At 70.1% G+C, this 16,972-nt stretch carries 14 protein-coding genes; 4 read left to right on the plus strand and 10 right to left on the minus strand.

The window, feature by feature from the left end; all coding sequences use genetic code 11:
• Positions 1 to 46: 46 nt before the first annotated feature.
• On the minus strand, positions 47 to 1,312 hold the full coding sequence (gene clpX, locus P8627_RS15465) for an ATP-dependent Clp protease ATP-binding subunit ClpX (RefSeq protein ID WP_279965151.1): 1,266 nt from the start codon (positions 1,310 to 1,312) through the stop codon (positions 47 to 49).
• Between the two features lie 217 nt (positions 1,313 to 1,529).
• Entirely contained in the window at positions 1,530 to 2,168 is a 639-nt protein-coding gene (locus P8627_RS15470) for an ATP-dependent Clp protease proteolytic subunit (protein ID WP_279965152.1), read from the minus strand.
• A gap of 192 nt (positions 2,169 to 2,360) precedes the next feature.
• Here P8627_RS15470 and P8627_RS15475 point away from each other — a divergent pair, with 192 nt between their 5' ends.
• Positions 2,361 to 3,044, plus strand: a complete 684-nt coding sequence (locus P8627_RS15475) for an ArsR/SmtB family transcription factor (RefSeq protein ID WP_279965153.1) — start codon at positions 2,361 to 2,363, stop codon at positions 3,042 to 3,044.
• 31 nt (positions 3,045 to 3,075) lie between these two features.
• Here P8627_RS15475 and P8627_RS15480 read toward each other — a convergent pair whose 3' ends face one another.
• From P8627_RS15480 to P8627_RS15490, 3 genes are all read right to left on the minus strand, one after another.
• A complete protein-coding gene (locus tag P8627_RS15480; RefSeq protein WP_279965154.1) occupies positions 3,076 to 4,065 on the minus strand; it encodes a hypothetical protein in 990 nt (329 codons plus the stop codon).
• A gap of 11 nt (positions 4,066 to 4,076) precedes the next feature.
• Complete coding sequence (locus tag P8627_RS15485) at positions 4,077 to 7,190, minus strand: valine--tRNA ligase (RefSeq protein ID WP_279965155.1); 3,114 nt, start codon at positions 7,188 to 7,190, stop codon at positions 4,077 to 4,079.
• Between the two features lie 90 nt (positions 7,191 to 7,280).
• Complete coding sequence (locus P8627_RS15490; protein ID WP_279965156.1) at positions 7,281 to 8,066, minus strand: hypothetical protein; 786 nt, start codon at positions 8,064 to 8,066, stop codon at positions 7,281 to 7,283.
• A gap of 150 nt (positions 8,067 to 8,216) precedes the next feature.
• Between P8627_RS15490 and P8627_RS15495 the strand changes: the two genes are divergently transcribed.
• The 3 genes from P8627_RS15495 to P8627_RS15505 all read left to right on the plus strand — a co-directional run bounded on the left by P8627_RS15495 (position 8,217) and on the right by P8627_RS15505 (position 12,332).
• Positions 8,217 to 8,873, plus strand: a complete 657-nt coding sequence (locus tag P8627_RS15495; protein ID WP_279965157.1) for a TetR/AcrR family transcriptional regulator — start codon at positions 8,217 to 8,219, stop codon at positions 8,871 to 8,873.
• 95 nt (positions 8,874 to 8,968) lie between these two features.
• On the plus strand, positions 8,969 to 11,266 hold the full coding sequence (locus tag P8627_RS15500) for a xanthine dehydrogenase family protein molybdopterin-binding subunit (RefSeq protein WP_279965158.1): 2,298 nt from the start codon (positions 8,969 to 8,971) through the stop codon (positions 11,264 to 11,266).
• Positions 11,267 to 11,270: 4 nt separating this feature from the next.
• The gene (locus P8627_RS15505; protein WP_279965159.1) at positions 11,271 to 12,332 is read left to right on the plus strand and encodes a DUF2235 domain-containing protein; all 1,062 of its coding nucleotides are present in this window, start codon (positions 11,271 to 11,273) and stop codon (positions 12,330 to 12,332) included.
• Between the two features lie 7 nt (positions 12,333 to 12,339).
• Here the strand turns inward: P8627_RS15505 and P8627_RS15510 are convergent, their stop codons facing one another.
• The 5 genes from P8627_RS15510 to P8627_RS15530 are packed head-to-tail and all read right to left on the minus strand — an operon-like array spanning position 12,340 to position 16,960.
• Positions 12,340 to 12,996 carry a hypothetical protein gene (locus P8627_RS15510; protein ID WP_279965160.1) on the minus strand — a complete coding sequence of 219 codons (657 nt, stop codon included), beginning with the start codon at positions 12,994 to 12,996 and terminating at the stop codon, positions 12,340 to 12,342.
• A 55-nt stretch (positions 12,997 to 13,051) separates the two neighbouring features.
• Positions 13,052 to 14,365, minus strand: a complete 1,314-nt coding sequence (locus P8627_RS15515) for an HlyC/CorC family transporter (protein WP_279965161.1) — start codon at positions 14,363 to 14,365, stop codon at positions 13,052 to 13,054.
• 54 nt (positions 14,366 to 14,419) lie between these two features.
• Entirely contained in the window at positions 14,420 to 15,340 is a 921-nt protein-coding gene (locus tag P8627_RS15520) for a site-specific tyrosine recombinase XerD (protein WP_279965162.1), read from the minus strand.
• Positions 15,337 to 16,842, minus strand: coding sequence for a hypothetical protein (locus tag P8627_RS15525; protein WP_279965163.1), 1,506 nt, complete (start codon positions 16,840 to 16,842; stop codon positions 15,337 to 15,339). The genes P8627_RS15520 and P8627_RS15525 overlap by 4 nt, the downstream gene beginning before the upstream one ends.
• Positions 16,832 to 16,960 (minus strand): hypothetical protein, encoded by a 129-nt coding sequence (locus tag P8627_RS15530; RefSeq protein ID WP_279965164.1) that lies wholly within the window; start codon positions 16,958 to 16,960, stop codon positions 16,832 to 16,834. The genes P8627_RS15525 and P8627_RS15530 overlap by 11 nt, the downstream gene beginning before the upstream one ends.
• Positions 16,961 to 16,972: the final 12 nt, after the last annotated feature.

A 16,972-nucleotide genomic window follows, 5' to 3' on the forward strand; every position in this document is an offset into this window, starting at 1 on the left:
CGGCCCGCCGGGTGGGGCGGGCCGTCGCAGGTCTCGGGCGGGAAGGTCAGCCGGCGGAGGCCGGCTCCTTGGTCTTTTCCTCGGAATGGATGAGCAGCGGCTTCACCTCGCGGCGCACCGCCTCCTCGTTCACGACGACCTCCTCGACGGTCTCCATGCCCGGCAGTTCGAACATGGTGTCGAGCAGGATGTCCTCCATGATCGACCGCAAGCCGCGCGCACCGGTCTTGCGCTCGATCGCGCGCTTGGCGATCGCCTGCAGCGCGTCGTCGGTGAAGGTCAGCGCCACGTTCTCGAGTTCGAAGAGCCGTTGATACTGCTTGACCAGCGCGTTCTTGGGCTGGGTCAGGATGATCACCAGCGCCTCCTGATCCAGATCGGTCAGGGTGGCGATGACGGGCAGGCGGCCGACGAATTCCGGGATCAGGCCGAACTTCAGCAGATCCTCGGGTTCCAGATCCTTGAAGAATTCGCCCACCGTCTTCTCGTCAGGGGCGCGGACCTCGGCGCCGAAGCCCATGGAGGAGCCTTTGCCGCGCTGCGCGATGATCTTGTCGAGCCCCGCGAAGGCGCCGCCGCAGACGAAGAGGATGTTCGTGGTGTCGACCTGCAGGAATTCCTGCTGCGGATGCTTGCGCCCGCCCTGCGGCGGCACGGAGGCCACGGTGCCCTCCATGATCTTCAGAAGCGCCTGCTGCACGCCCTCGCCCGACACGTCGCGGGTGATCGAGGGGTTGTCGGACTTGCGGGTGATCTTATCGACCTCGTCGATATAGACGATGCCGCGCTGCGCGCGCTCGACATTGTATTCCGACGCCTGCAGCAGCTTCAGGATGATGTTCTCGACATCCTCGCCCACATAGCCAGCCTCGGTCAGCGTGGTCGCGTCGGCCATGGTGAAGGGCACGTCGAGGATGCGCGCCAGCGTCTGCGCCAGCAGCGTCTTGCCGCAGCCCGTGGGCCCGATCAGCAGGATGTTCGACTTGGCCAACTCGATGTCCGATTTCCCGGAATGGTCGAGCCGCTTGTAATGGTTGTGCACCGCGACCGAGAGGACGCGCTTGGCGTGTTCCTGCCCGATCACGTAGTCGTCCAGAACCTGGCAGATCTCGCGCGGGGTGGGCGTGCCGTCGGTCGACTTCAGGCCCGCGGCCTTCGTCTCCTCGCGGATGATGTCCATGCACAGCTCGACGCATTCGTCGCAGATGAACACCGTGGGTCCGGCGATCAGCTTGCGGACCTCGTGCTGAGACTTCCCGCAGAAGCTGCAATACAGCGTGTTCTTGCTGTCGCCTGAGGTGGAATTGGCCATCGTCGTGCCTCCTTGGCCCTGACCGTGCTGCCCGAAACGGTCGTCGGCGGAGCGGTCCCCGCGCGTGTCGTCCAGTCGCTTGACCCGAGCCTAGGGATCATCCCGGCGGGCCACAATGCCAAAATCCGCGGGTTCCGCAGGGGCGCGTCGCCCATCGGCATCAGGGGTTTGGCCCGCCCGGCAAGGGTGCCGGGCGCGGCCTGCGCCCCCGGGCCGATCAGCTGTCCTTGACGGCTTCGGCGGCCTCGGCGCGGCTCTCGACGATCTCGTCGATATGGCCCCAGTCCTTGGCTTCCTGCGGCGACATGAAGCGGTCGCGCTCGAGCGTCTTCTCGACCTCTTCGTAATCGTTGCCGGTGTGCTTGACGTAGATGTCGTAGAGCTGCTTGCGGATCTTCTCGGTCTCGCGGGCGTGGATCAGGATATCCGTGGCCTGGCCCTGGTAGCCGCCCGAGGGCTGGTGGACCATGATCCGGCTGTTGGGCAGCGAGAAGCGCATGCCCTTCTCGCCGGCCACCGACAGGACCGAGCCCATCGAGGCGGCCTGGCCCACGACCAGCGTCGAGACGGCGGGGCGGATGTATTGCATCGTGTCGTAGATGCTCAGCCCGCTCGTCACCACGCCGCCGGGCGAGTTGATATACATGCTGATTTCCTTCGACGGGTTCTCCGCCTCCAGGTGCAGCAGCTGCGCCACGACGAGCTGGCTCATCCCGTCATGGACGGGGCCGTTCACGAAGACGATCCGCTCCTTCAGCAGGCGCGAGAAGATGTCGTAGGCGCGCTCGCCCCGGCTGGTCTGCTCGACCACCATCGGGACGAGGTTGTTCTGAAAATGGTCGACTGGATCGTGCATCTGCTGTCCCTTGCCTCGGCTGCCGCGCCTTGCGCGCGGCCTCAGGGCCGGAACCTATGCCCGGGGGCGGGGGGCTTCAAGCGCGCGTTCGGGCGCGGCCCGGCCCGGCGCGTCTGGGCGGGGGAACGCCCGTTGCCGCGCTGCCCCGCAGCCATGATTGACCGCGATTCTGCGCCGTGGCTAGCGTCGGGCATGACCGACCTGACGCGCGCCGGCGCCATCCTGACAGCCCTGGCCGACCCGACCCGCCGCGCGGTGCTCGACCGGTTGCGCGGCGGCGCGCTGCCCGTCGCGCTGATCGCCGAGCCGCTGCCGGTCACGCGGCCGGCCGTGTCCCAGCATCTCAAAGTGTTGCTCGATGCGGGGCTCGTGACGATGGAGGCGCAGGGCACGCGGCATCTCTACGCGCTGGCGCCCGGCGGCGCGCAGCCCCTGACCGAGTGGCTGGGCGCGCTGGCGCCCGAGGGCCTCGACGACGAGATCCACGCGCTGACCGTACGGCTTACGCCCGAGGAGGCGTGGCGGCTCTTTCTCGACGACATCGCGATCTGGTGGCCGGTGGCCGAGCTCAGCTATTCGGCGCTGCGCGCGGGCGCTTTGCCGCAGGCGGTGATCCGCGTGGGCGACCGGCTGCGCGAGACGGCTTTCGACGGCGCGCAGCTCGATTGGGCCGCGATCGACACGGCGCAGCCGCCCGAGCGGCTGGTACTCGACTGGCGCCTCGGCCTGCGGACCCGCCTGACCGTCCGCTTCACGCCCGATCCGGAGGGCTGTCGCGTGGTCTTCGACTGGGGCGGGGCGGATGCGGGCACGGTGCCCGAGCTGGTGCTGGAGCGCTACGGCGCCGCCGCGCGGGCCAGCCTGTCGAATTTCTGACCGCTTGAAGATTGCCCTGTAAGGCCCTGATCTAACGAACCCAGAGGCCTTCGCGCTTGAGCCTATTGCGGATCGCCTGTTCCTTGCGGGGCAGGTCGTCGCGGTCGAACAGCGCTCGCGCCTTCGCGCCCTTGGGCTGGTAGAGGAAGCGCTTGAAGGGCTCGTGGTCCTTCAGCACCTTCTTGATCCGGTTGGGCGCGGTCGCCGCTGTCACGGCCGCGATCACGTGGTCGGGCGCCGTGGCGTACATCAGCGGCATGAAGCGGTAGTGGTAGCTGTGGCTGCCGTCGAACACGCCGTCGGCGATGCCGCCCGCGCCGCCGGGCCGTCCGCCGCCGAGTTCGTGGATGGCCAGCGGCAGCGCCACCTGGTCGAGCCAGGGGTCGAGCGTCTGGCAGAGGATCTCCTCGGGCGGATCGTCGCGGACCATCAGCGCGGCGTCGCGGAAGGCGCGGTGGAAGGCGGCCGGGTCGGCGCCAAAGAACCAGCCCGCGTTGAAATAGAGATAGCGCCGCCAGTGCTCGTCGGGCCAGGACAGGTCCAGCGTGTCCTCCAGCCGCCCGCCGCGCCGCGCGTGTAGCGCGCCCCAGATCGCGTTGTAGCCGGGGCCGTAGATCTCGATTTCGGGCCAGGTCCCCTCGCGCTTCATCGAGGCGGCGGGCCGGGTGAAGTCGATCTCCAGATCGGCCAGCTCGCTGGTGATGACGGTGTCGGTGTCGAAGAACACGAATGGCCCCTCGGGCATCGCGGCCAGCGCCTCGATCTTGTTGCCCTGCGGGTAGCTGCTGCCGAAATGGCAGGTCTCGAAGGGCGTAATCTCGGCACCGAGTTCCTCCAGCAGGTCGCGCTGCGGCCCGGCGGGGATGCGCGGATCGTCGGGCCAGCGCGGGCCGGGCTGCGGCTCCGCCACGATCAGGCGGCCGGCCCAAGAGGGCGCGCTATGGCGCAGCGTCGCGGCGAAGAGGGCCGCCTCATGCGTGAGGCGGCCCTTCTGTGCGACGATCAGGATGTTGCAGCGCATGGGGCGAAGCGTCACCCGAGTTCGGCGAGGCTGTCCAGCGCGCGTTGCAGGGCGGCCCGTTCCGAGCGGCGGGCGTCGAGATTGGCGCGCGTCTCCTCGACCACCTCGGGCGGGGCGGAGGCGGCGAAGTTCGGGTTCTCGGCCCGGCCCTGCAGCCCCTTGATCTCCTTGTCGAGCTTGGCGGCCTGCTTCTCGAGCCGCGCGCGCTCGGCGGCCACGTCTATGACGTCGCCCAGCGGCAGGGCGAAGCGGTCGGCACCGGCGGTGACGGCGATCGCCCCTTTCGGCGCCGCGCCCTCGGTGATGCCGTCGATCCGGGCGAGGCGCTGGATCAGCGCCATGTTCGCCTCGGCCGCCTGCCGCGCCGTGTCGGACCATTCGACGGCGACGACCGGGATCGTCGCGCCCGCGGGCACGTTCATCTGCGCGCGCGCCGAGCGCACCGCCTCGATGAAGGCGATGAGCCAGCGGATCTCGGATTCCGCCTCCGCATCGACGGCCTCCGCGGGCTCCAGCGCCTCGGGCCAGTCGCCATGGACCAGCATCCCGTCATGGCCGGTGACCTGCCACAGCTCCTCGGTGACGAATGGCATGAACGGGTGCAGCAGCGTCATGCATTGCTCCAGGACCCAGGCCATGGTGGCGCGGGTTTCGGCCGTCGCGGGGCCCTCGGTCTGCAGGAGCGGCTTGGAGAACTCGACATACCAGTCGCAAACCACGTTCCAGACGAAGCGGTAGAGCGCGCCCGCGGCCTCGTCGAAACGGTAAGCGGCGAGTGCGGCATCGACCTCGGCGCGGGTCCGCGCGGTCTCGCCCACGATCCAGCGATTGAGGGTCTCGGTCATGTTCCCGGGCGCGGCGGGGGCGGACGTCGCCCCGAAGGTCACGCCGTTCATCTCGGCGAAGCGCACCGCGTTCCAGAGCTTGGTGCCGAAATTGCGGTAACCCGCGATCCGGTCGGTCGAGAGCTTCAGGTCGCGCCCCATCGCCGCCATGGCGGCCAGCGTGAAGCGGACCGCATCGGCGCCAAACTCGTCGATCAGGTCCAAGGGGTCCAGCACGTTGCCCAGCGATTTCGACATCTTCTTGCCTTTCTCGTCGCGGACGAGCGCATGGACATAGACATCGCGGAAGGGGACGCGCCGTTCGACGGGCAGGCTGTCATCGGTGACGGCGAGCTGCATCATCATCATCCGGGCGACCCAGAAGAACAGGATGTCGAAGCCGGTGACGAGGACGGATGTGGGGTAGTATTTCTCCAGCGCCTCGGTCTGCTCGGGCCAGCCCAGCGTGCCGAGCGGCCAGAGCCCTGACGAGAACCAGGTGTCGAGGACGTCCGGGTCGCGGAAGGCGGGGATGATCTGCGGCCCCTGTTTCTGGCGGATCTTGCCCTCGGTGCGGGTGTTCAGCCCCTCGAGATCGTGGCCCAGAACCTCCAGCGCCGCGTCCTCGTCATCGACGAAGCGGATATCGGCATCCTCGCCGTGGATCAGCCGCAGGTGGCGCAGCGCCTCCGCCTCCGAGGGCGCGCAGATCGGCAGCCAGTCGGAATCGCCGTCCGGATCCAGCGTGTACCAGACCGGAACCTGGTGGCCCCACCAGAGCTGGCGCGAGATGCACCAGGGCTCGATATTCTCGAGCCAGTGGAAATAGACCTTGCGGTCGGCCTCCGGCATGATCCTCACGGTGCCGTCACCAACGGCGTCGATGGCGGGCTGGACGATCTTGTCGGTGGCGACGAACCACTGGTCGGTCAGCATCGGCTCGATCACGACCTTCGAGCGATCGCCATAGGGCTGCATGATGGGCTTGGCCTCGACCAGCGGGACCAACTCGGACGTGCGCGTCTCGCCGCCTTCCTCGGGCGCGAGCGGCGTGCGCTTGGCCGCGCCCAGCCGCGGATCGGTCTCGGGGACCATGACGGCCAGGCCTTCGACAGTGATCTCCGCAACGACGCGCATGCGCGCCTCGAAGCGGTCGAGCCCGCGCAGGTGATCGGGGACGAGGTTGATCGCGTCGATCTCACCCTCGCTCATGCCGATGGAATGGTCGCGCAGCTGTGCCGCCGTCTTCGCGGCCTGCGCATAAGGCGCGCCGTCGTCGCGCATCGCGCCGGTCGTGTCCATCAGCCGGTAGCAGGGGATCTCGTTGCGCTTGGCAACCGCGTAGTCGTTGAAGTCGTGCGCGCCGGTGATCTTGACCGCACCCGAGCCGAAATCGGGATCCGGATACTCGTCGGTGATGATCGGGATCTGCCGGCGATGGGCCTTGGGCCCGACCGGGATCTCGCAGAGCTTGCCGACGATGGGCGCGTAGCGCTCGTCCGACGGATGGACCGCGACCGCGCCGTCGCCCAGCATCGTCTCGGGCCGCGTCGTGGCGATGGAGATCCAGTCGCGGGTCTCGGTGAAGAGGACGTTCCCGTCTTCGTCGCGCTCGACATATTCATAGGTCTCGCCGCCGGCGAGCGGGTATTTGAAGTGCCACATGTGGCCCGGGGTCTCGACATTCTCGACCTCGAGATCCGAGATCGCGGTCTCGAAATGCGGGTCCCAATTGACCAGCCGCTTGCCGCGATAGATCAGCCCCTTCTCGTACATCTCGACGAAGACCTTGATGACCGCGTCGTGGAAGTTCTGTCCGCCCGGGGTGCCGTCGATATCGCCGGGTGCGCCGGCCATGGTGAAGGCCTCGCGGTCCCAATCCGCGGACGCGCCCAGCCGTTCGAGCTGTTCGCGGATGTTGCCGCGGGATTTGCGCTTCTGCTGCCAGACGCGGTCGAGGAAGACGTCGCGGCCCATCTCGGTGCGCGACGGCTCCTGGTTGGCGGCCATTTCGCGTTCGGTGACCATCTGCGTGGCGATGCCTGCGTGATCGGTGCCCGGCTGCCAGAGCGTGTCGAAGCCGCGCATCCGGTGCCAGCGCGTCAGGATGTCCTGCAGCGTGTTGTTGAAGGCGTGGCCCATATGCAGGCTGCCGGTGACGTTGGGCGGCGGGATCAGGATCGAGAAGGTTGGCTTGCCGGGCTTAGCGTTCGCGCCGGCGGCGAAGCAGCGGGCCTCGCTCCAGGCGGCGCGGATGCGGGCCTCGGCCTCGGCCGCGTTGAAGGTCTTGTTCATGGTCATCGGGCGGCTCCGTCCGGGGCGCGCGCCGGGGCGGGCGCGCGGCATGTGTCGCGCGCCCGGATAGCCTTATGGTGGGCCAAGGGAAACCCTTCAGAGCAGCGGGGGCAGCCCGGTCCAGCCCATCCCGTAGGCCGCGAGGGCCAGCGTGGCCGCCGACCAGAGGGCCGTCATCGCGGCGCCGGTGCCGTAGGGCAGCCGGCCCAGCGCCGAGAGCGCCAGCGCGGCGAGCGGCACGATCTGCATCGCGTGGAAGGCGGCGAGATGCGCGGGGCGCAGGTCGCCCGGCATCAGCGTCCAGCCGAAGGGCGGCAGGCCCGGGCCCTCGACCGGGGCGGCGGAGAGCGCCATCGCGATGGGCACAGTCAGGACGAAAGTGGCGACGAAGGCCCAGCCGGCGGCGCGCTCGATCTCGCCCCAGCCATGGCGCAGCAGTAGCGCGCCCCGGATCAACGCGCCGGAGGTCAGGACGAGGGCGAGAAGGCCCATGGCCGGCGCGATCGCGGCGACGATCGGAGCGGCGGCGTCGGCCTGCGCGCGGAGGCCCAGCGCCGCGACGGATGCGACCCAGGCGAATTCGGCGGCCGCGGCGGCGACCACGATCCGGTCGAGCCGCCGCATCCAGCCCGCGTGCCGCAGGCGCGGCGGCAGGAAGCGCGCCGACCAGGCCAGCGTCAACAGGTAGAGCCCAAGCGCGGCGGCCGTCTCGAGCGGATTGCGCCCGGCGATCGTGCCGTCGGCGAGGCGGGTGTCGGTCAGCGACACGAGCATGAGGGGCAGGCAGAGAAGCAGGAGAAACGCGCCGGCGCGGGCCAGCAGTGGCGCATCCTCGGTCAGGCGCTGGGTCGGCGGGTGGGGGGTGAAGGTGGCGACGGTCATGCGGGGGTCTCCTTTCGATCAGGGCGGCGGGCCGAGGACGGGGATTCTCGTGGCCGATCTTGACGATGACTAGGAGAGGGTGGGTGCGAGATCTTTGCAGCGTCAAGAAATAATTTTGACGCTGTCAGGTTTCGGCGGTAAGAGGGGCCCATGACCGCACCGACGACCCCCGATCAAACCACCGCGCCGCCGCGCGCCTATCACCACGGCGACCTGCGCGCCGCGCTTCTGGACGCCGCCGAGGCAGAGCTGTCGGAGCGGGGGGTCGAAGGCTTCTCGCTTCGCAAGGTCGCCGCGCGCGCCGGGGTCAGCCACGCCGCCCCCGCGCATCACTTCAAGGACGCGGGCGGGCTCCTGACGGCGCTCGCGGCGCGCGGCTTCGACCGGCTGGTGGCGATGCAGGACGCCCGGGCGGTGGGCGTGCCTGAGGGCGACCTTCGTGGGGAGCTACTGGCCTACGGGCTGGCCTATGTCGATTTCGCGCGCGAGCACACGGCGCTGTTCCGGCTGTGCTTCTCCTCCGACCGGCCCGATCACGCCGCGCCGGAGCTGGAGCGCGCGGGCGGGGCGGCCTATGGCTCGATGACCGCGCGGGTCGCCGCGCTGGCCCGGCGCGAGGTCGAGGCGGTGCAGCCCGATATCTGGGCCTGCTGGGGAATGATCCACGGGATCGCGGATCTTCTGGCCTCGGGGCGGATGCACAGCCTGGGCGATCTGGAGCGGCCGGCGCGCGAACGGGCGATCATCGCGCTGATGACGCGTGTCCTGCCGCCCGCCTCCGAGGACGAGGCGGCCGGCCCGTCCTGAGCCGCGACACCCGGCTCCGGACAATTCGCCACTCTGGACAGCAGAGCCCGCCTCGCTAAGGTCCGGCGCGACTGCAAACCCTCCCGGAGACTGTCATGGAAAAGTTCGGCCTGAGCCAATCGAACCGCCGCGCCGAGGATCCGCGCCTGCTGACGGGGGGCGGCTCCTATGTCGACGACCGCGCGCCGGCGGGGGCCTTGCGGGCCTATGTGCTGCGCTCGCAGGTCGCGCATGGCGAGATCGCGACGCTGGACGTGTCCGAGGCCGAGGCCGCGCCGGGCGTCCACCTGGTGCTCACCGCCGCGCGGATCGAGGCCGATGGCGTGAAGAACCACATCTCGACCACGCCGGCGGAAAATCGCGACGGCACCAAGGGCGCCACGCCGACACGGCCGCTTCTGGCCAATGGGCGCGTGCGCTTCGTGGGCGAGCCGGTCGCCTTCGTGGTGGCCGACACGCTGGAGGCGGCGCGCGACGCCGCCGAGCTGATCGAGCTCGATATCGACGAGCTGCCCGTGAAGGTCGACGTGGCCGAGGGCGGGCCCGAGATCCATCCCGAGGCGCCGGGCAACCTGGCCTATGATTGGGAGAAGGGCGATGCCGACGCGACCGAGGCCGCGCTGAACACCGCCCACAAGGTCGTGCGCCTGACCGCGCAGGACAACCGCATCATCTGCGCCTCACTGGAGCCGCGCGGCGCCTGGGCGGAGATCGAAGACGGCCGTCTGCATGTCTGCGTGAACGGGCAGGGCGTCTGGGGGCCGAAGCGCCAGCTCGCCACCACGCTGGGTCTGAAGGAAGCCGACGTGCGGGTCACCAACCCGGATGTGGGGGGCGGCTTCGGCATGAAGGCGATGGGCTATCCGGAGATGTTCCTGGTCGCCCATGCGGCGCGCAAGCTGGACCGCCCGGTGCGCTGGATGAGCGACCGCTCCGAGGCGATGCTGTCGGACAATGCCGGCCGCGATCTGGTGCAGACGGCCGAGCTGGGTTTCGACGAGAACCTCAAGCTGGTGGCCTACCGCTCGACCAACGTGGCCAATATGGGCGCCTACAATTCCGGCTATGCGCAGAACATCCAGTCAGAGCTGTTCTCGAAGGTGATGCCCGGCGTCTATGACGTGCAGGCCTGCTATATGCGCTCGAAGGGGGTCTTCACCAATACCACCCAGGTCGACGCCTATCGCGGCGCGGGCCGCCCCGAGGCGATCTTCATCCTGGAACGCGCGATGGATTTCGCCGCCAAAGAGCTGGGCGTGGACCGGTTCGAGCTGCGCCGGAAATCCTTCATCCGGCCCGATCAGTTTCCCTACGCGACCGCGATGGGCGAGACCTATGACGTGGGCGATTTCGACCGCGTGCTGAGCCGCGCGATGGCCGAGGCCGATGTCGACGGGTTCGCGGCGCGCCGCGATGCCGGCGCGGCGGCAGGCAAGCTGCGCGGGCTGGGGCTCTGCTACTACATCGAGTCGATCCTGGGCGACCCGTCCGAGACCGCCGAGATCGAGTTCACCGAGGACGGGCGCGTGTCGCTCTATGTCGGCACGCAGTCGAACGGGCAGGGGCACGAGACGGTCTATCGCCAGTTCCTCGCCACCGATCTGGGCGTCGACGCCGACATGATCGACATCGTGCAGGGCGACAGCGACCGGATCGCCAAGGGCGGCGGCACCGGTGGCTCGCGCTCGGTGACGACGCAAGGCACCGCGAACCGCGCCACCGCCGAGAAGGTGGTCGAGAAATTCACCCCCTTCGTCGCCGAGACGCTGCAGGTGGCGGAGGTCGCCTTCGAGGACGGGCAGTTCCGCTCGCCCGGTTCAAACGTGGTGATGACCGTGCTGGAGGCGGCCGCGAAGGCGCGCGCTGCGGGGCGGACCGACCTTCTGAAGACGCGCGAGACGACGACGCTGCCCGGGCGCTCCTATCCCAACGGCGCGCATCTCTGCGAGGTCGAGATCGACCGCGCGACCGGCAACCTGGAGGTCGTGAAATACACCGTCGTCGATGATTTCGGGAACCTGATGAACCCGATGCTGGCCGAGGGTCAGGTCCATGGCGGCGTGGCGCAGGGCATCGGCCAGGCCGTGTCCGAGCACGTGGTCTACGACGAGGACGGCCAGCTTCTGACGGCGAGCTTCATGGATTACGGCATGCCGCGCGCCGTGGGCCTGCCGATGATCGCCTTCTATTCGGAACCGGTGCCCTCGACGCAGAACGTGCTGGGCATGAAGGGCTGCGGCGAAGCGGGAACCGTGGGCGCGATGGCGGCGGTGGCCAATGCCGCGCTCGACGCGCTCTGGCCCGTGGGCATCCGCGAGGTGGACATGCCGTTCACCCCCGCGCGCGTCTGGTCGATGCTGCAGCAGGCCGAAAGCGCCATCGCGGCGGAGTGAGCGCGTGCTGAACTGGCTGCGCGGACTGGGGCGGAAGGCGGCGGTCGACCGCCCCGTCCCGTCCGCGCGGACTCATGTGATCCTCTTGGACGGCACGCTCAGTTCGGTCGAGCCGGGGCGCGAGACGTCGATCGGGCTGATCTTCAAGATGCTGGAGGCGCAGGGCGCGCATTGCCTGCATTACGAGCCGGGGATCGGCTGGCGCGGCTGGCGCGCGCTGCCCGAGCTGATGGCCGGCGTCGGCATCAACGCGCAGATCCGCCGCGCCTATGCCTGGCTCGCCACCAGCTACCTGCCCGGCGACCGGGTCTTCCTGTTGGGCTATTCGCGCGGGGCCTACGCGGCGCGGGCGCTGTCGGGGATGATCGACCGGGTGGGGCTTTTGCAGCCCGAGCATGTCAATGACGACACCGTCTGGGAGGCCTATCACCACTACCGCGAGGACCCGACCCGCGCCGCGTCGCGCAGCTTCGCCGCGCGGCTCTGCCACCCGCGGGCGCGGATCACCGCGGTGGGGGTGTTCGACACGGTGCAGGCGGTGGGCATCCGCTGGCCGATCCTGTGGCGGCTCTTTCCACAGGTCCACGCCTTCCGCTCGCACCGGCTGGGCCAGAGCGTCGGCTGGGGATTCCACGCCATGGCGCTGGACGAGACCCGGCGCGCCTACAAGCTCGACCGCTGGCGCACGCATGGCACCCGCACCGCGACGGTCGAGCAACTATGGTTCCGCGGCACGCATGGCGATCTGGGCGGGCAGCTCTACGGCTACGACGCGGCGCGGCCGCTGGCCAACGTGCCGCTGGTCTGGATGCTGGAGCGGCTGGAATCGGTTGGGCTGGAGCTGCCGGCGAATTGGCGCGGCCGCTTTCCGCATCGCCGGGACGCGCCTTCGGCGGGGAACTGGCGCGGGCTGGGCTGGATCTTCGTGACGCGCGGGCGGCGCACGACCGGCATCGACGACAGCGAGGCGCTGCATCCCACCGCCTTCGGGCACCCCAAGGCGAACGGGCTGCGGCTGTGGAACCCGCCCCATGCGGTCGCCGCCGTCCCCGCCGAGACAGGGTGATCCGCGCCTAGTTCAGCACGCGCACCGGGTAGACGTGCACCAGGTAGAGATAGAAGAACACCAGCGACATCGCGAGGATGATGACGCCGAGCACGGGCGAGGACAGCTTCAGCCCGCTCTGCGACGCCTCGAAGCTCGTGGTCTCGGGCGCCGCCCCGTCCTCGGCGCCGCGCTTGAATTGCAGCCAGGAGAAGCCCAGCCCGGCGGCGACGACGACCAGCACCATCACGAAGATGATCTGCGACGAGGCGCGGTGCCAGGTAAAGACGGCGTTGCGGTGACGCTGTTCGAGGATCGCGCCGCGATACTGCTCGAGGATGTAGCGGTCGATTGCAGCGCGAGTCTCGGCCGAGGGCGCGAACTCCGCGCCCATGTCGGGCAACAGGCCGAACGGGTCGCCCGTGCGGGTCTCGGTGACGAAGACGGGGGCGTCGCCGGGGCCGTTGCCGGGCGTGGTGGCGTCGGGCCCGCCGGATGCCGCATCGGGCTCGGGCGGATCGGACACGGGATCCGCGGTTGCGATTTCGGGCGCGTCCCCGGTCGCGGGCTGGGCGGCCGCGGCCCCGTCATTCGGGCCCGGGGGGACGTATTCCTGCGCGAGCGCGGGGGCGGCGAGGCCGAGCGTCAGGGCGAGCGCGGCGAGACGGCGGAGCGATGGGGGCATGGGCGGCCTGCGGTCGGGAGGAGATGACGCAGCGTAACACGCGCCACCCCGACCGTCAGCCCAGCGGACGGATCCTGAGCTGGGTGATCCGGTTCGCCTCGCGCCCCGCGACTTCGAAGCGGAAGCCGTGGAAGCTGAAGACCTGGCCCTGCGTGGGGATGGTCTGCGCCTCGTGGATGACGAGCCCCGCCACGGTGTTCGCCTCCTCGTCGGGCAGGCTCCAGTCGGTCGCGCGGTTGAGGTCGCGGATCGTCATGGCCCCGTCGATCAGGTAGGTGCCGTCGGCATCGGGCGTCAGAAGCGGCTCCTCCGGTTGGTCGTACTCGTCGGTAATCTCGCCCACGATCTCCTCGAGGATGTCCTCGAGTGTTATCAAGCCCTGCAGCGCGCCGTATTCGTCCACCACGAGCGCGAAATGCGTGTGCCGCTTGAGGAATTCGCGCATCTGGTCGTCGAGCGTCGTCGTCTCGGGGACGAAATAGGGCTCCATCATCACGTCCTGCAGGCGGAAATCCTTCAGCGCCTCGATGCCGCCGCCATCGCCGCGCACCAGCCGGTCGATGGCGCGCAGCAGGTCCTTGGCGTGGACGACGCCGATGATGTTCTCCGGCTCCTCGCGGTAGACGGGCAGGCGGGTGTGGCGCGAGTTCAGGCACTGGTCGAGGATCTCGGCCGGGGGGCTGTCGACATCGACCATCTCGATGCCCGAGCGGTGGAGCATGATCTCCTCCACGAAGCGCTCGCCCAGATCGAGCGCGCCCAGCAGGCGGTCGCGGTCCTCCTTCTCGACGCCGCCCTCGGTATGGCCCAGCGTGATTGCGCCGACGATTTCCTCATGCGCGGACATGATGTCGGCATCGGGGTCGATATCGACGCCGAAGACGCGCAGGATCGCGCGGACCAGCGCGCGCACGGCGCCGACCACGGGGCTGAAGACGCGGATCACCACGGCGATCACGGGCGCCACGCGCGAGGCGGCCATCTCGGGGTTCGAGATGGCGTAGGTCTTGGGCAGAACCTCGGCGAAGATCAGGACCAGCGCGGTCATCACCAGTGTCGCCACAGCGACGCCGCCTTCGCCGAAGATCGCGGTGAAGAGCGCGGTCGCGAGCGAGGCCGCGAGGATGTTGACGATGTTGTTGCCCAGAAGCACCGAGCCGATCAGCCGCTCGTTATCCTCGGTCACCATGAGCGCGCGGGCGGCGCCGGCCTGACCCTTGTCGGCCTGGCTGCGCAGCTTGGCGCGGGACGCGGCGGTGAGCGCCGTCTCGGAGCCCGAAAAGAAGGCGGACATGGCCAGAAGGAACAGGATCGCGCCGGCGATCCCCAGCGCGGTGCCCCAGCCCATCGTCATCAGTGTGTTTTCCATCCGCGCGTTATGGGGGCGCGGCGGGACGCGTTCAAGCGGCGGCTGCGGCGGCGATCAGCGCTCGGCCAAGGGGTGATGCGTCAGCACCAGATCGCGCAGCCGCGACTCGAGCACATGGGTGTAGATCTCGGTGGTCGAGATGTCGGCATGGCCCAGCATCGCCTGGATCGCGCGCAGGTCGGCGCCGCCGGACAGAAGATGCGTGGCGAAGGCGTGGCGCAGCACGTGAGGGCTGACGCGCGCCGGGTCGATCCCGGCATGGGCCGCCAGCGCCTTGATGCGGCTGTGGAACCAGACCCGCGTCAGGTGGCCGGCCTTGCCGCGCGACGGGAAGAGATGCGGCGAGGGCGGGGCCCCCGTCTCGACGCGCGCGGCCTCGGCCTCGGCGTCGCGCTGCGCGAGCCAGGCGCGCAGCGCGTTGCGGGCGGGCGGCGAGAGCGGGACCAGCCGTTCCTTGCCGCCCTTGCCGCGCACCAGCAGCATCCGGGGATCGCCGCGCGCGGCGGTGACGGGCAGGCCGACCAGTTCGGTCACGCGCATGCCCGTCGCGTATAGAAGCTGCATCAGGCAGGTGTCGCGGAGCCGCTCGGCCTCGGATTTGCCCATCGCCTCGGCGGCATCGAGCAGCGCGTTCACCTGCTCGGGCGACAGCGTCTTGGGCAGCGCCTTGGGCTTGGCGGGCCCGCTGATGCGGATCGCGGGATCGTCGGCGCGCAGCCCCTCCTCATGGGCGAAGCGATAGAGGCCACGAATGGCCGAGAGCCGCCGGGCGCGCGTGGCGGCGGCCAGGCCCTCGGCCTCGCAGGCGACGAGATAGCCCTCGATATCGCCGCGGCCGGCCCCGGCCAGGTCGAGGCCGCGCGCGCCCAGATGGGCGGCGAAATCCTCGAGGTCGCGGCGATAGGCCAGGAGCGAATTCAGCGCCGCGCCCCGTTCGGCGGCCTGCGCCTCGAGAAAGCGGTCGATCCAGCTCATGCCAGCAAGAGCAGTTGCAGCGCCGCGCGGCGGGCCGTGTCGATCAGCCCGATGGAGCGCAGGAAGGCCAGCGCGTCGGCGATGTCCTGCGGGTCGGAGCCGGGGCCGTCCTCCAGCATCAGGGCGGTCCGCAAGAGCGCCTCGCCCAGCCGGTCTTCGGCCACCAGGCGCGACAGGTCTCCGGGCGGGTCGCCGGTCAGGCCGTCGGCGATGGCGGCGGGCAGGACACCCGGCGGGGGAGAGGGCATCTCGCCCCGGGCGATGGCGGCGGCGAAGGCGTCGCGCGGATCGGCGGGCGCCGCGCCGCGGGCGGCGGCTTCGTAGCTTTCCGACAGAAGCCCCGCGCGCAGCGCCAGCGCCGCCGCCTCCCGCGGCAGGTCCAGCCGGGCGAGCCGCGCGCCGTAGAGCTCGGCGAAGGCCACCAGAAGCCCCGCGTCGCGCATCCGCGCCATCGCCTCGGGCAGCGCGTCCGCGACCTTGTCCGTCTCGCCCGAGAGCAGCGCGGTATCGAGGCGCTGGATCGCCGCCGCGCGGTCCCAGACCCCGCCCGAGGCCGCGGGCCGCCGCTCGGTATAGAGCGCGAGCAGCCGATTGGGGTCGAGCGTGCCGGCGCGGACCAGCCGCTCCGCCGCCTCGATCTGCGCCTTCCAGCCGGTCGTAGGGCGCAGGTCGGCGGCTGCGAAGGCCAGCGGCAGGTCGCGCGTGGCAGGCGTCTCGCCGATCCCGTCGAGCAGGCGGAAGGCCAAGGGCGTCATCGGGCGCGGGGCGGGGGGTGGCGGTTCGCCCTCGAAAAGCTCGGGGTCGAGGAACTGCGCCAGCAGCAGGTCCTCCTCCGCCGAGATGGCGCCGATGGCGCGCCCGGTGTCCAGCGTCAGAAGCGCCGCCGGGTAGTCGCCGCCGCGCACCAGGCAGAAGATGCGCGCGGGCAGGGTCGGGGCGACGCCGGGATTGGCCGCCATCGCGTCGCAGGCGCGGGTGTCGAAGCCGGTCAGGAGCGAGGTGTCCCACCAGCGCCGGAACGCGGCCGGATCAGTGGCGCCCGCGCGTTCGAGCAGCGCCTGCGCCTGGTCCAGCGCGCCCATCTCGAGAAGCGCGTCGATGCGCGCTAGGAACAGCCGATCGGGATCGGCGGCGGCGCGCGGCCCGTCGAGCTCGGCCAAGAGCAGCATCAGGACCAGTTCGCGGATCGCGGGCAACGCGCCGCCGGGCTGGGCGCGCAGCAGCGCCTCGAGCCGGGCGGGGTCGGAGCCCGCGAAGGTTTCGCGCGGCAGGCCGGTCAGCGCGACCGGCAGCAGCCCAACGGCGTCGCGGCGCGTGCCCGCGAGCGAGGAGACGGTGACGTCGGTCTGCGTCAGCGGCGTCGCCTCCGGCTCGTCGGCGCGCGGGGCGGCGCCGCGATTCGCGAGGCTGTCGGACAGCCAGGGGATCGCCGAGGCCGGGGCCTCCTGCGCGGGAGCCGGCGCGGCGAGGATCAGCGCCAGCGCCGCGGCGCTAGCCCGCATCGATCTCGATCCGGTCGCTTCGCGGCGCGGTCTCGGGCTCCATCAGGTAGGAATAGCCCAACAGGCCGATCGCCCCGATGACAGCGAGGATCAGAAGATACTTCAGAAATCGGAACATGCCTGCCTGCCT

Origin of the sequence: Jannaschia sp. GRR-S6-38, from assembly GCF_029853695.1 — a bacterium.
GTDB lineage: Bacteria > Pseudomonadota > Alphaproteobacteria > Rhodobacterales > Rhodobacteraceae > Jannaschia > Jannaschia ovalis.